Source organism: Pseudomonas sp. PICF6, from assembly GCF_009831705.1.
Lineage (GTDB): Bacteria > Pseudomonadota > Gammaproteobacteria > Pseudomonadales > Pseudomonadaceae > Aquipseudomonas > Aquipseudomonas rhizophila.
In genome coordinates, this window is sequence record NZ_WUUD01000035.1 from 280,922 (window position 1) to 295,518 (window position 14,597).

At 60.9% G+C, this 14,597-nt stretch carries 14 protein-coding genes and 1 pseudogene; 6 read left to right on the top strand and 9 right to left on the bottom strand.

Translation table 11 applies throughout. The features are described from left to right. From GSM73_RS28000 to GSM73_RS25910, 6 genes and pseudogenes are all read left to right on the top strand, one after another. Positions 1–375, top strand: a pseudogene (locus tag GSM73_RS28000) (MFS transporter); the annotation flags it as partial. A 10-nt stretch (positions 376–385) separates the two neighbouring features. Further along, the gene (locus tag GSM73_RS25890; RefSeq protein ID WP_160894270.1) at positions 386–1,147 is read left to right on the top strand and encodes an SDR family NAD(P)-dependent oxidoreductase; all 762 of its coding nucleotides are present in this window, start codon (positions 386–388) and stop codon (positions 1,145–1,147) included. Positions 1,148–1,283: 136 nt separating this feature from the next. Beyond that, positions 1,284–2,033 carry an SDR family NAD(P)-dependent oxidoreductase gene (locus GSM73_RS25895; RefSeq protein ID WP_160894272.1) on the top strand — a complete coding sequence of 250 codons (750 nt, stop codon included), beginning with the start codon at positions 1,284–1,286 and terminating at the stop codon, positions 2,031–2,033. A 13-nt stretch (positions 2,034–2,046) separates the two neighbouring features. Continuing rightward, positions 2,047–2,346 carry a hypothetical protein gene (locus GSM73_RS25900; RefSeq protein ID WP_047229666.1) on the top strand — a complete coding sequence of 100 codons (300 nt, stop codon included), beginning with the start codon at positions 2,047–2,049 and terminating at the stop codon, positions 2,344–2,346. Next, complete coding sequence (locus tag GSM73_RS25905) at positions 2,343–3,317, top strand: GTP-binding protein (protein ID WP_160894274.1); 975 nt, start codon at positions 2,343–2,345, stop codon at positions 3,315–3,317. The genes GSM73_RS25900 and GSM73_RS25905 overlap by 4 nt, the downstream gene beginning before the upstream one ends. Beyond that, a complete protein-coding gene (locus GSM73_RS25910) occupies positions 3,314–4,504 on the top strand; it encodes a PotD/PotF family extracellular solute-binding protein (protein ID WP_047229664.1) in 1,191 nt (396 codons plus the stop codon). The genes GSM73_RS25905 and GSM73_RS25910 overlap by 4 nt, the downstream gene beginning before the upstream one ends. Positions 4,505–4,634: 130 nt before the next feature. Here GSM73_RS25910 and GSM73_RS25915 read toward each other — a convergent pair whose 3' ends face one another. The 9 genes from GSM73_RS25915 to GSM73_RS25955 all read right to left on the bottom strand — a co-directional run bounded on the left by GSM73_RS25915 (position 4,635) and on the right by GSM73_RS25955 (position 14,576). Continuing rightward, complete coding sequence (locus tag GSM73_RS25915; RefSeq protein ID WP_160894276.1) at positions 4,635–5,444, bottom strand: isocitrate lyase/phosphoenolpyruvate mutase family protein; 810 nt, start codon at positions 5,442–5,444, stop codon at positions 4,635–4,637. Positions 5,445–5,551: 107 nt separating this feature from the next. Further along, on the bottom strand, positions 5,552–6,307 hold the full coding sequence (locus GSM73_RS25920; protein ID WP_160894278.1) for an ABC transporter ATP-binding protein: 756 nt from the start codon (positions 6,305–6,307) through the stop codon (positions 5,552–5,554). Next, positions 6,301–7,362, bottom strand: coding sequence for an iron ABC transporter permease (locus tag GSM73_RS25925; protein ID WP_160894281.1), 1,062 nt, complete (start codon positions 7,360–7,362; stop codon positions 6,301–6,303). The genes GSM73_RS25920 and GSM73_RS25925 overlap by 7 nt, the downstream gene beginning before the upstream one ends. Beyond that, positions 7,359–8,546, bottom strand: coding sequence for an ABC transporter substrate-binding protein (locus tag GSM73_RS25930; protein WP_160894283.1), 1,188 nt, complete (start codon positions 8,544–8,546; stop codon positions 7,359–7,361). The genes GSM73_RS25925 and GSM73_RS25930 overlap by 4 nt, the downstream gene beginning before the upstream one ends. 64 nt (positions 8,547–8,610) lie before the next feature. Next, positions 8,611–11,025: a TonB-dependent receptor gene (locus GSM73_RS25935; protein WP_160894284.1), complete on the bottom strand. Its 2,415-nt coding sequence runs from the start codon at positions 11,023–11,025 to the stop codon at positions 8,611–8,613. Between the two features lie 88 nt (positions 11,026–11,113). Then, positions 11,114–12,100, bottom strand: a complete 987-nt coding sequence (locus GSM73_RS25940; RefSeq protein ID WP_160894285.1) for a FecR domain-containing protein — start codon at positions 12,098–12,100, stop codon at positions 11,114–11,116. Further along, positions 12,101–12,616, bottom strand: coding sequence for a sigma-70 family RNA polymerase sigma factor (locus GSM73_RS25945; RefSeq protein WP_160894287.1), 516 nt, complete (start codon positions 12,614–12,616; stop codon positions 12,101–12,103). A gap of 244 nt (positions 12,617–12,860) precedes the next feature. Next, the gene (locus tag GSM73_RS25950) at positions 12,861–14,105 is read right to left on the bottom strand and encodes an MFS transporter (protein ID WP_160894289.1); all 1,245 of its coding nucleotides are present in this window, start codon (positions 14,103–14,105) and stop codon (positions 12,861–12,863) included. Positions 14,106–14,228: 123 nt separating this feature from the next. Next, on the bottom strand, positions 14,229–14,576 hold the full coding sequence (locus GSM73_RS25955) for a ferric iron reductase (RefSeq protein WP_256677095.1): 348 nt from the start codon (positions 14,574–14,576) through the stop codon (positions 14,229–14,231). Positions 14,577–14,597 lie beyond the last annotated feature (21 nt).

Consider the following 14,597-nt stretch of genomic DNA (forward strand, 5'->3'; position numbering starts at 1 on the left):
GGCCGTCGCAACGTGATTGGCTTGGGTTGGATGCTCGGCGGCCTGTCGTTTGCCGGGATGCTGTTCGGCCCGAGCAATATGCCGATGGTGGTCGGGCTGTACAGCCTGGGCTTGTTCTTTCTGATTGGGCCGTACTCGGCGGCGCTGTTCTTTATCAGTGAAAGTTTCCCTACCAGCATCCGCGCCACCGGTGGCGCGATCATTCATGCCATGGGCCCGATTGGCGCGGTGGTCGCAGGTTTTGGCGCCACCCAGGTGTTGTCCGCCGGCAGTGACTGGCAGACCGCCGCACTGTGGTTCGGTGCGCTGCCGTGTTTCCTGTCCGGTGCCCTGATGTTTGCCGCACGCCATGTGCGCCCGGAAACCGTCCAGTAAGGAGTTATCGATGAGCCGTAAAGTCGCCTTGATTACCGGTGCTGCCAGCGGCATCGGCCAAGCCCTCGCCGTGGCCTACGCGGGCAGCGGTGTGGCAGTCGTCGGCGGGTATTACCCGGCCGACCCCCATGACCCGCAAACAACGGTGGCCCTGGTGGAAGAAGCCGGTGGCGAGTGCCTGATGCTGGCACTGGACGTGGGCGATACCGCCTCGGTGGATGCGCTGGCCGAGCAAGCGGTGCAGCATTTCGGCCGCCTGGATTACGCCGTGGCGAACGCAGGTTTGCTGCGCCGTGCGCCGTTGCTGGAAATGACCGATGCGCTGTGGGACGAGATGCTCAACGTCGACCTGACGGGGGTGATGCGCACCTTTCGCGCGGCGACTCGGCATATGGGCGAGGGCGGTGCGTTGGTGGCGATTTCGTCGATTGCCGGCGGCGTGTATGGCTGGCAAGAGCACAGCCACTACGCAGCGGCCAAGGCCGGCGTGCCGGGGTTGTGCCGTTCGCTGGCGGTGGAGTTGGCAGCAAAGGGCATTCGTTGCAATGCGGTGATCCCAGGGTTGATCGAGACGCCGCAATCGCTGGATGCGAAGAACTCCCTGGGGCCGGAAGGCCTGGCGAAAGCTGCGAGGGCGATTCCGCTGGGGCGGGTAGGGCGGGCGGATGAGGTGGCGTCGTTGGTGCAGTTCTTGACCAGTGATGCATCGAGCTACCTGACCGGGCAGAGCATCATCATCGACGGTGGGCTGACCGTGCGTTGGCCCGACTGACTGTACTCAATCCAAACGTGGGAGCGGGCTTGCTCGCGAATGCGCTGTTTCAGATAAATCAGTTTCGACTGACAGACCGCATTCGCGAGCAAGCCCGCTCCCACAGGGAATCTGTGTTTGCTTCAGGAGATTCTACATGCCTCAACTTACCCACCGCCGTGCCGTCATCACCGGCGCTGGCAGCGGTATCGGTGCCGCCATCGCCCGTGCCTATGCGGCTGAAGGCGCGCGTCTGGTGCTGGCCGACCGCAATGCTGTCAGTCTTGCCGAAACCGCGATCATCTGCCGCAACTTCGGCGCCGAAGTGGTGGAGTGCCTCGCCGATGTAGGCACCGTCGAAGGCGCCCAGGCCAGTGTCGACCGTTGCGTCGAACACTTCGGCGGCATCGACATTTTGGTCAATAACGCTGGCATGCTCACCCAGGCGCGCTGTGTCGACCTCACTCTCGAGATGTGGAACGACATGCTGCGCGTTGACCTTACCAGCGTATTCGTGGCCAGCCAGCGCGCCTTGCCGCATATGCTCGCCCAGCGTTGGGGGCGGATCATCAACGTGGCCTCGCAACTGGGCATCAAGGGCGGCGCCGAACTCACCCATTACGCTGCGGCCAAGGCCGGGGTCATCGGCTTCACCAAGTCCTTGGCGCTGGAAGTCGCCAAGGACAACGTACTGGTCAATGCCATCGCTCCGGGGCCGATTGAAACGCCATTGGTCGCCGGGATCAGCGATGACTGGAAACGCGCCAAGGCCGCCGAGTTGCCCCTTGGCCGGTTCGGCCTGGCGGACGAGGTGGCGCCCAGCGCTGTGCTGCTGGCCAGCGAGCCGGGCGGCAACCTGTTCGTTGGCCAGACCCTCGGCCCGAATTCTGGCGATGTCATGCCATAAGTGAGGTGTAGCCATGTGTGGACTCTGCGGTTTGCTTGGCGAAGACCTGCACTGGAGCGATCCCCTGGGCGATGAGCTGCCCAGGCGCCGCGAACGCCTGCGCCGCATCGCCGCGATCAATCAGGTATTGGCGGTGTTCCGGCTCAAGGTCGAAGATTTTCAGGGCGCCTCTTATCTGCTGCTCGGCGCGACCGGCAAGCAAGAGCTGGCGAGTGGCCTGGATCAGCTCTGGCGAGCGGCTGAAACCATGCTCGGTCGCCCGTTGGATCCCCTGGACCCGCATCTGTTGGATCACTTGGAGTCAGCCGTATGAGCATCGCTCTCAACGTCATCACCGGTTTCCTCGGCAGCGGCAAAACCACTTTGCTCAAGCGCCTGCTGCAAGGCGAAAGCCTCGGCGATACGGCTTTGCTGATCAACGAATTCGGTGACGTCGGCATCGACCATCTGCTGGTGGAAGAAGTCGCCCCGGATACCGTGCTGTTGCCCAGTGGCTGCGTGTGTTGCTCGATTCGTGGCGAACTCAAAGACGCGTTGCTCGCCCTGTTGCAACGCCGTGAGCGTGGCGAAATCCCGGCGTTCAAAAGGGTCATCCTGGAGACCACCGGCCTGGCCGACCCTGCGCCGATCCTCGCCACATTGAACAACGATGTGCAATTGCGCGGGCGCTTGCATATCGGCCTGGTGGTCACCTTGGTCGATGCCAGCCACGCCGCGCTGCAAGAGCGCCTGCATCCGGAATGGCTTGCCCAGGTCGCCGCCGCGGACCGCTTGCTGTTGAGCAAGACCGACCTGATGGAGGACTACGCCCCACTGCGCATGCACCTGCAAGCGCTCAATGCCGGTACGCCGATCCTCGATACATGCGACGTCCACAGCGGCGATCAGCTGTTGCTGGGTGAAGGTTTGCGCAGCGCCGAACCGACAGAGGAAGTCCGTCGCTGGCAACTGCATCGCAGTACCAGCGCCACCCACGGCGCCGCGCAAGTGTGCAGCCTGACCTTCGACCAGCCGTTGGATTGGGTCGGCTTCGGGGTTTGGTTGTCGATGCTGTTAAGATGCCACGGCGAACGAATTCTACGTGTCAAAGGACTGCTTAACGTGAACACCAGTAACGCCCCCATCGTCATCCATGGTGTGCAGCATTGCCTGCATGCCCCGGTGCACTTGTCTGCCTGGCCGGGCACTGATCGGCAGTCGCGTCTGGTGTTTATCCTGCGAGGTCTTGACCCCGCGCTGCTGCGGCGCTCCTTTGACGTGTTCTCTCAGCGGTTCGCCGCATGATCACACTCCGCGTCCTCGGCACCTCAGTGACCTTGCTCGAATGCCTGCGTGTACGTGCTGAACAGGAATTGGGCATTCACCTGGTGTACCAGGTGCACGATGTCGAGCAGGCCCAGCGCATCGCGGTGATGCAGCCCGACAGCTATGACCTGTACGACCAATGGTTCCACAACGTCGACTTCGTGTGGCCGGCCCGGGCGATCCAACCCATCGACACACGGCGCATTGCGTTGTGGCATGAGATCAACGACCTTCCCAAACGCGGCCGCCTCTCCGCCAACGATCGGTTGGGCAGTGGCAGCGTGCCGAGTGAGCGCTTATTCGTGCAGCACGATGGCAGCCTCGGCAGCACCGTCACCGAGCGCATCAGCATGCTGCCCTTGACCCATAACGCCGACAGTTTCGCCTACCGCCCCGAGCGCCTGCCTGAGGGTTTTCGCCACGACAATGAAAGTTGGGGTTGGTTGCTCGACCCTGCGTGGCGCGCGCGCACCGCACTGCAGAGCGATGCCGCGATCGGTGCCCTGGATGCCGCGCTGGCGGTGCAGGGCGCGGGACTGGCGCGCTTTAAGGACATCGGCAATATGAGCATCGAAGAGATCGATGTGCTGGCCGATATTCTGGTGCGCAAACAGAAGGAAGGTCACTTTGCGGCGTTCTGGTCCGATGACGAGGAGGCCGCGCAATTGATGCTCAGCCCGAGCATCGATATCCAGAGCCTTTGGTCGCCGACCTTGATGCGCCTACATCGCGCCGGGGTGAAATACCGTCTGGCGGTGCCTCGCGAGGGCTATCGCGCCTGGTTCGGCGGTTTGTCATTGTCGCGTCACGCCCAGGGCCCGGTGCTGGACGCGGCCTACGCCTACCTCAATTGGTGGTTGTCCGGCTGGCCCGGCGCGGTGATGGCGCGCCAGGGTTACTACATCGGCAACCCGGCGCGCAGTCGCGACCATCTGAGCAGTGCCGAGTGGGACTACTGGTACGCCGGTCAACCTGCGCGGGAGGAGTTGCTGGGCAGTGATGGTTTGCCGCTGATTGACATCGGTGATGTGCGCGATGGTGGTTCCTATGAGCAGCGCATGGGGCATATCGCTGTGTGGAACTCGGTGATGGATGAACACAATTATCTGGTGCGTCGCTGGGGCGATATTTTACGGGCGGGGGCGAAAAGCTCTCGCAGACAGTGAACTTCTGAATCTGGCCAGGCAATACCGTCCTATGCTGGTAAGCGGTGTGGCTCCAACAGTCCAATTGGAAAGTGTCCCGTCCTGAATAAGGTGTACACCTTCTGGCCTATCTTCAGGACTAGACACAGCATTACTCGGCTTTCACCGCCATCAAAGCGTTCAATTCGCCGTATGTGTGGGCTTTCAAGGTTTGGGTGTCGAGTTGACCGTTGTCCAAGAAGCTGCGGACCAATGCTCCCATGGCGCCGTACAGAAATTCGGCGATGCTGGAGCCCGCACTGAGTCGTCTGACGCCCAGACGCTTCAATTCGTCGGGGGAGGGCAGTCCGTCCCGGGACAGCAGGTTGACTGGCAGTTTGGCGTCCCGGCAGATGGTGGCAATTTCGTTTGAATCGACCACGCCAGCGGCAAACAAACCATCCGCCCCGGCGCTGGCATACAGTGCGCTGCGCTTGAGGAGTTCCTCCAGGCGTTGTTCGGCAGGGAACAGGTTTTTCAGGTAGACGTCGGTCCGTACGTTGATGAACAGTTTGACGCCCGCCTGGTTCGCCACCTTTCTCGCGACGTCGATCTTGCGGACAAGCAACTCTGGAGAGCCCAGGCCGTCTTCGATGTTGATCCCGACCGCCCCAGCGGCGATGACGGCGTCAATCACTTGGCCGACCCGCTCCAGGTCATCCGAGTAGCCGCCTTCGATATCTACTGTGAGCGGTACGCTGAGCACCCGTACCATCGACTCGACGGTGGTATTCAGCAGGTCGAGAGGCAGCTTGTTGCCATCCTGATAACCATGCGACCAGGCCATGGCCGCGCTGCTGGTCGCTACAGCCTTGCCGCCCAAGCGTTCGACGATGCGCGCACCGCCCGCATCGGCCACATTGGCCAAGACCAGTAGTCCATTCTGATGCAGGCTATGAAAAGCGTTGTCCAGTGTGCTCATGACAATTCAACTCCTTTGAAAGTTATGTTTTCAGTGACAAGTGCGGCGTCTTGGGTAGGGCTATTGTAATGGTTTAGTCGTGTCCCCTAGGCACCTCCAGGCCATCGTCAAACGATATTGTCGATAAGAATATGATGTTCCCCACGACTGCACCGCTCGATCCGCGCTTCGACTTGATAGACCTTGCGTAGCATCGATTCGGTAATCACCTCGTGGCTAGGGCCGCTGTCCTGGGAGGTGCCATTGGCGATGACCAACACCTGATCGGCAAAGCGCAACGCCTGGTTTAGGTCATGGATGGCGATGAACACAATGACCTCGCGTTTGCGGGCCAGGGCGCGCATGAAGTTCAGCACCTGGACCTGCCGATGCATATCCAGGGCGCTGGTTGGTTCGTCCATCAGCAGGATTTCCGGCTCGCGCACCAGGGTTTGCGCGATAGACACCAACTGTTGCTGTCCGCCGCTGAGCTCACCGAGGTTGCGGAAGGACAGTTCGTTGATACCCAGCGCACCAAGAATGTCGTCCACCAGCTTCAGCTCATCATCGTGGACCACCCACCCCGGCGTCAGTTGTTTGCGAGCCAGCAGAACCGATTCGTACACCGTCAGGCGTGCGCTGGAATTCAGGCCCTGAGGCATATAGCTGATGCCTTGCGTTCCTTTTTTCGAGTCTTGCAGGACAACCTGCCCGGCACCCTCAATCAAACCCGCCATACGTTTGAACAGCGTGGACTTGCCCGCCGCGTTGGGACCGATCACCGCCACCACCTGCCCGCCAAAAAAAGTCGTGGTGGTAACGCCTTCAATGACCGTGCGCTGGCCGTAGCGGGCACCAAGGTTTTCCAGCTGGATCTTCACCATGAGTTTTTCTTCCCACTGAGAATCAGAGATATGAAGAAGGGCACGCCGATCAGCGAAGTGACCACACCGATGGGAAAGATGGCCCCAGGGATCAGGGTTTTGCTGATCACCGAACTTGCGGACAAAATCAATGCGCCGGTGAGCAACGATGCCGGTAGGAAGAACCGTTGGTCTTCACCGATCAGCATTCGCGCGATGTGCGGGCCCACCAGTCCGATGAACCCGATAGTGCCGACAAAGGCCACCGGGAACGAGGCGAGCAGGCTGACCAATATCAGCGTTTGAAACCTGAGGCTGCGCACGTTGACGCCGAAACTCGCAGCCTTGTCGTCCCCTAGGCGCAGAGCGGTCAGGGCCCAGGCGCGTTTGGCGAAGATTGGCAAGGTGATGAGAATCACCAGGCAGATCACCCCGAGTTTCGGCCAGGTGGCTTTGGTCAGGCTGCCCATGGTCCAGAACACCACCGCCGCGACGGCTTGCTCGGTGGCAAAAAACTGCACCAGTGCCAGCAGCGCGTTGAAGGTGAACACCAGGGCAATGCCCAGCAGGACGATGGTTTCGGCAGTGACGCCCCGACGCATGCTCAAGAAATGAATCAGCAAGGCAGAGAGCATTGCCATGATGAAGGCGTTCACCGGCACCATGTATTGTGCCGCCAGCGGGAACAGTGCCACGCCGAAGGCCAGCCCCATGGCTGCGCCGAAACTGGCGGCGGCGGAAATCCCCAGGGTGAAAGGGCTGGCCAGCGGGTTGTTGAGGATCGTCTGCATCTGCGCGCCGGCCAGGGACAACGCCGCGCCGACCGCAACGGCCATCAGCGCCACGGGCAAGCGGATGTCCCACATCACCACCCTGACCTGGGGCGAAGCGCTGTCCGGCGAGAACAGCGCGCTGAGCACTTCGTTGAGGCTGTAGCTCGCCGGCCCAAGAGCCAGGTCCAGCAGGACGCTGCACACCAGCAGCAGCACGAGCCCACCCAAGATCAGCCGTTTCCGCAGCACCAGCCGGCGATAGGTTTCCCGCTGGACGACCATCGTTTCGTTCAAGGCGTTCATGGCATGACCCGCGAGTTGCCCAAGCTGACGAAGTAGCCCGATTCATAAGGCACCGGCAGAAACCGCTCATGCAATTCGCGGAATGAGGCATCCGGGTCCAGGTCGGCAAACAGAGTCGGGTGGAACCATTTCGCTAGTTGCTGGATGGCCACGAACTGATAGGGGCTGTTGTAAAACTGGTGCCAGATGGCGTGGAAGGCCTGTTCGTCCTGGGCCTTGATGCCCGAGTAGGCCGGGCGCTGGGTGTACCACGTCAGTTTTTGCCGGGCTTTGGCCATGTCGGCGCCCGGACCGACCCCGACCCAATGCCCGCCGGGGGCAAAGGCTTCCCAATTAGCGCTGGTGACTACCACGTGGTCGGGGTTGGCGACGATCACTTGCTCGGCGTTCAGTTGGCCGAAGGTAGTCGGGATGATGCCTTTGGCGATGTTGTTGCCCCCGGCCATGTCGACAAAAAGGCCGAAGTTTTCGTTGCCGAAACTCAAACAGCAATCATCGGTATAGCCGCCGATGCGCTCGATAAAAACGTTGGGGCGGGTGGGGTGGCGTGCTTCTATAACGTCGGTGACGCGACGAATCTGCTGGTTGCGAAAGGCGATGAACGCCTCTGCACGCTCCTGCTTGCCGAACAACTGACCGAACAAGCGCATGGTCGGCTCGGTGTTTTGCATCGGGTTATTACGAAAATCGACGTAAACCACCGGGATACCCAAGGCGTCGAGCTTTTCGATGTAGCGCGCGTCTTCGGTGGCATGCTGGGCTTCAATATTGAGGATGATCACGTCCGGTCGCTGGGAAATTGCCTGCTCAATGTCGAAGGTGCCGTCTTCAAAGCCGCCGAACGTAGGGATTTTGTCAATGTCGGGAAATTTTCGCAGGTAAGCGCCATAGGTGTCCGGGTCGGACTGGATCAGGTCCTTGCGCCAGCCGACGATGCGCTCGATGGGGTTGTGCGTGTCCAGTGCCGCGACCAGGTACAACTGGCGACCTTCGCCGAGAATCACGCGCCTGACCGGGAGATGAACCTTGACCTCGCGCCCGAGCAGATCGGTTACGGTGCTCGAGGCAGGGGCCTGCTCAGCGGCAAGCGCGCCGCTTGGCGTCAGAGAAAAAAACGACAGGCTCATAAGCCCCGCGAATATCAATGCGGTGAGCGTTTTACGGCGGTGGAAAGCGTTAGCCATGGTGTATGCCTTTACATAAAGCCCGCCGGGCAACGGCGCAAGCCGCCGCTCCGGGTCGGAAGTTTCAGAAGTCAACAGTGGCGGATACCAGCAGCGTGCGTGGCGATCCTTGGGAAAACGCGCCATAGGATGCGACGCCCGACCAATACTCACGGTCGAGTACGTTTTGTACGGTGGCGCGAAAGGTTGTCGGGCGGTCCGCGATGCGGGTGGCGTAGCGCGCACCGACATCGAAGCGCGTCCAGGCATCAAGCTTCTGGGTGTTAGCCTGGTTGACGTACTGGCTGCCGGTGTAGATCGCGCCGCTGGTCAGCGTCAGGCCTTCGACTCTTGGCGTGTCCCATTCGGCCCAGAGGTTGGTCTGCACCTGCGGGACGCCCACCGGTTTATTACCTCGGTTTGCGGTCACGCCGGTCCTGGTCAACTTGCCATCCAGCAGTGTGACGCCGCCCAGCAGGCGTGTACCCCGGGCAATGTCCCCGGACAGGTTCAATTCCAGGCCTCGGTTGCGTTGCTCGCCCTGCACCGAGAAGACCCCGGAGGCCAACTCGCCGCTGGGCTTCTGGATCTGAAACAGCGCCAGAGTCGACATGAAACTGTCGTAGTCGAGCTTGACGCCTATTTCCTGCTGCCGGGAAATGTAAGGGGAAAAAATCTCCCCCGCGTTCGAGGCAGCGGACGGCGCGGTATCGCCCTTGCTCAAGCCTTCCACGTAGTTGTAGTAGAGCGAAACATGGTCCCAAGGTTTGGCGAGGAGGCCGAACAGGGGGGTGGTTTTGCTTTTGTCATAAGCGCTGGTGACCACGCCGGCCGTGTTGTAGTTGTCCGATTTAATGTTCTGCTTGCGCAGCCCGACGGTGAACTGCAAGCGCTCGTCGAGCACCGCCAGGGTATTGGCGAGGGCTACGCCCGACAGCTCGCTCTGGGAGACTTTCGGCGTGCGGGGCTCGCTGATGTCGGGCCTGGGACGGTCGATCGGGTGGTAGATATTCGAGAGGATGGCCGGGCCGGAAATGATTCCCCGGGACAATTCATCGCGATAACGGGTGACTTGCAGCACGCTGCTGTGGCTAACCGGTCCGGTGTCGAAGGCTAGGCGCGCACCGGCGTCGACGGTATAACGCTGGACTTCGAATTTGTAATAGCCCGGGGTGGAAGACGTGTCACCGGCGATGTTGATGATGGTCGGGGTCTGGTCGGACATGCGCTCGACGTCTGATTTTCCGCCGCCAGCATGAGCGAAGACGGTCAGGGCGTCACTGAGGTCGTACTCGCTGCTCAACAGTGCCGACTCATCCCGGGCTTCGGACCGTCCCCAATCCTGGCTCACGTTGGTGCGTCCGTTGGCGGCAGACGGAATCTGCACGCCGGCTGCGATAAGGAAGGGGCGCGACGCTGCGTCGAACTTCTCTTTCTGGTTGATCAGGTCCAGGCTGGAACGCAGGCGATCACCCTGATAGTCCACGGAAATGGCACCAATCCCCACGTCTCGGGATTGTTTGTCGATCGCCGTATCACCCTGCTGGACACTGCTGTTGATCCTTACTCCAAACCGGCGTTCTTCTCCGAAGCGTCGACTGAGGTCAAGGTGGCCGCCGAACTGTGAGTTCATGGCGTATCTGGTGGTGAATCGGGTCAGGTCCTCATCAAGGGAGCGCTTGGGCACCACGTTGATCACACCACCAACGGCGCTGTTGGGTGACATGCCATATAGCAGGGCGCCGGGGCCCTTGACCAGTTCGATACGCTCGGCGTACTCGGTAAACACACGGTAGTTGGATGCCACGCCATAGACACCGTCGAAAGCCAGCTCACCCAGATTGCCTTCCCCCACCGGAAAACCACGGATGAAGAACGAGTCGACGATCCCGCCTGTCTGTCCGGTAGAACGCACCGAAGGGTCTCGCTCCAGCAGGTCGCCTACGGTGACTGCCTGTTGATTCTTGATCAGCGTCGAGGTGTAGCTGCTGATGCTGAATGGGGCGTCCATCACGTCCTTGTTGCCCAGCAGGCCCAGGCGGGCACCGCGAGAAACCTGACCGCTGGAATAGGTAGGGGGCAGGGTGTTGGTGCGTCCGTCGGGCGCGTCCACCGTGATTTCCGGCAACGACACTTGGCGCAACACCAAGGTGTAGCTGCCGTCATTACGAGCGACCATTTCCACGCCGCTGTCGCCCAGCAAGCGACTCACCGCTTCCTGCGCGGAATAAGTACCAGAAAGCCCCGGGCTCCAGAGGCCTTCGGTGATGGACGGCTGAAACGACAAGGCAATGCCGGCATCCGTAGCAAAACTGGACAGGGCCGCGCCCAGCGGTCCCGGGGCAATGTTGTAGGCACGAACGGCGTCAGTTTCCAGTTGCGACGGCGCGGCGGCCCAGGCGGACGTTCCGCATGCGGCACTCAGGGCAAGGCTGAGCAGCACATTGCGAATGACGGGCGTGCGCGGACGATTCGGACGCAGGGGCCGTGCAACGAACATGGATGGATGACCCTATGGACAAGATGAAATGGTTATTCCTTTCCTAGCCAGTTGAAACCGGAAAAAGTATCACCTCGCAGCAGTTTTTTTACGCAGGTCCGGCGGCAGAGAGCGTCACCCAGTAACCGCTCAGGTGCCCGGTAACGAGGATGGGGTAGGTTTGCACCAGCATGTTCAGCGTGCGCTGGGTATCGCTGATAGGAAAGGCACCGGAAATGCGCAGTTCGGCAATGGCCGGGTCACAGCGCACGAAGCCTTTGCGATAACGCGCGAGTTCGGCGACGAAGTCCGCCAGGCGCATCTTGTCGGCCATCAGCATGCCTTGAGTCCAGGCGTCGGTGTTGCGATCAGCAGGGTTCACCGTGCCAAAGGTCTGTTGGGAAAAATCAGTGCGTTGCCCGGCGTTGACGATGATCGGCGCGGTCGCGCGGCTGTCCGCCAGTTCAACCCGCACGGCGCCGTCGAGTACCGCGAGGTGGGTACGCGATTGTTGCTCACGGACGGTGAACCGTGTGCCCAAGGCCTGCATGAGGCCTTCTCGGGTACTGACCAGGAAAGGTCGGGCCAGGGGGGAAACATCCGGCGCGGTCTGCACCAGAATTTCGCCCTCGCGCAAACGGATCAGCCGCTGGTTGGCGTCGAACAGCACGTCGATGGCCGTGCTGGTATTGAGGGTCAGGCGGGATCCGTCGGCGAGGGTCAAGTCGCGGCGCTGGCCGACGGCCGTACGGTAATCGGCCGACCATTGCTGGGTTTGCGCCAGTTTCCAACTGCCCCAACCGGCTGGTACCACGGCCAGCAGCATCGCCAGTTTTCCCAGGGCTGCGCGACGCTTGGGGTCGCTCGGACGATCCAGCGCCGACATCGCCAGCGACCGTGGCAAGCCGCCGAGCTTGTTTTGCAGTAACTGCGCCCGGGACCAGGCCCGACCGCGCTCGGGGCTGCTGACTTTCCAACACTCCCATTTGGCGCGCTCGGTATCGCTGAGGTCTCTTTCACTCAAGCGTATCAGCCATTCGGCGGCCTCTTCGAGGACTTCGGGGTCGAGTGGCGGCTCATCGCGGCGAGTGAGCATTCATTCCACCAGCATCAGGCATTGCACGAAGGCCTGCTTCATGTAGCGCTTGACTGTTATCAGCGAGACGTTCAACTGCCCGGCAATGTCGTCGTACTTCATGCCGCCGATCTGCGACAGCAGGAAGGCCCGTTTGACCAGTGGCGGTAAGGTGTCGAGCATCGCGTCGATTTCGTGCAGGGTTTCCAGCACTATGAAACGCAGCTCCGGCGATGGCACTTCCCGGGCTGGCAGATGCGCGAGGGCGTCAAGATAGGCGCGTTCGAGCGCTTTGCGCTGATACCAGTTGATGAGGATGCCCTTGGCCACGCAACTCAGATAGGCCCGGGGCTGCTCTATGGCCGTGACTTGGGAGGCGAGAACGCGGGTGAAGGTGTCCTGGGCAAGATCTGCCGCATCCATGGCGTTACCCAGTTTTTTCTTCAGCATGGCGTACAACCAACCATGGTGGCCGGCGTACAGCGCCTCGATCACGCGCAGATGGTTTTCGTTGTTCGCGGGCAGGGTTTCGCTCATGGCGGTGTTTTTTTTTGCAATTGAGAAGTATTCCCAATGCTAATTGACAATCCGCCCGGGGCGCAAGGGCGATTCTTGATCGGCCAGCCACTGCTGGACCTGCTCAGCGCTGCTGGCGTGGTGCGTGAACGTCACGATGCCCGGCCGTTTCACGCCCTGATCTCCTCCGTCAACCTGCTTTCGTTGCTTGCGGTGCTGTCATCAAAGGCGCGCAGTGTTCGATGTTCAAAGCGGAACTCCTTTATCAGTCCCCCGGCGGGACGTGGCTCGGCTGCAGGCTGGCGGGCCAAGAACGCAACGCAACGACAGGGATCAGCGCGAGCACATACGCCAGGCAAACGAACAGGTAGGTGTATTGCAAGCCGTACACCTGACTGAGCAGACCGCCGGCCGAAATCCCGGCGATCGATGCGAACTGCGCGGTCCCCTGGGCAATTCCCAGTACGTGACCCTGTTGAGAGCTGTCAGCGGTTTTCGATATCAGCGCCATCAGCACCGGCGTGGTGGCACCCAGCAGCACGCCCCATACGAAGTAGACGACGACGAATACCACAGCGTTGCGCGTGATGCCCGCGATGGCGGTGAGCACGATGCAGCCCAATACGACGTAGGTGATGCGGTGCAGAGTGTCTTGCTGGTTCCGGTGCTCGAAATAGCGTGACCATGCTGTGGCTGACAGAATGAAACCCAGCGCCAGCAAGCCGTAGCACAGGCCAACCACCGAATTGCGGACCTCGAACACGGAGCTCACGTACAACGAAAACGAGGTCTGCGGCAGCATCCGCGCCAGTAGCAGAATGCCCATGATGCACAGCAACGACAGCAGCGGCGATCCTTGCCAGAGGCTGGCGGTACGACCGGGCGCCGGGCTGGGGTCGGGGCTCGGCGTCTTTTTCACTGGCGGTACATCCGGCAACGTGATGGCGGCGACCACTGTGCAGATCGCGCACAACGCCGAGGCGATGATGTTGATCCAGAAGAACGTTGCATAGTCGAGGATCAGGCCACCTATCACCGCCCCGAGCAACGAGCCGACGTTGGTCGAAATCTGCAGGATCGCGAACAGCCGCGCTCGCCGCGTCGGGGCTTCGATACTGACGCCGTAAGCCTGCGCCGGGGCAATGTACCCGGCAAAGGCACCTTGGAAGAATCGCAGGATCAGAATGACCCAGATATCGCTTGAAAGGGCCAGCCCAAGCTGGGTCAACGACAGGCCGGCGAGGGCGCGGATCATCATCAACTTGTGGCCGTACCGGTCACCGATACGGCCCCAGAATGCGCTGGTCAGAATGATGCCCAGCATCGGTCCGACATACACGGCAATGCTGGCGAAGCTGAAAACCGACTCCGAGGACGTCAGCCCACGCAGGTGGACGGGCCAGAACGGCCCGCTCATTTCCATCGCACCCATGGAGATCAGCTGGATGGCGAACAGAAGATAAATCAGGATCCTGACATTCGAATCCTGGATGGCACCTGCGTGGGACATGACACAGCCTCGGTTGTTAAACAGTTGCAAGCGGATTGGTCAGCGTGTGCTGCAAACGATAGTTGGAATACTGCAGCAGGTGCATGCGCAGCAACGATCGGGTCGGCATCGGATCCGCAAGCTTCAGCAACGGTGCGTAGCTCCGGTCATCGCCAAATCGCGGATCAGCAGACTACGTGCTTTGCCATCTGGGGAAAACCGCATCATGGTGTTTTGCTGATGAGCCTCCAGCTCGCTGCCGTACAACGGGTCGATCGCAACCACCGGATGGGTGATAACCCTGGCGTACTGCCGCAACCATTCTTCCGCGCGTTCGGCAGTCTGAACAGGTCGGCCCCGCCAATGTGCATCCAGCTCGACCACACCGATCTTTGGATGATCGGGCACGCGCCTGGCTCCAGGGCTGAAAAAATAAATCACAGGGAGGTGATACTTTTCCCCGGCCTGACTGGCAATAGGAGTGATTACCATTTTCTCTTGTTGGAAAGGATC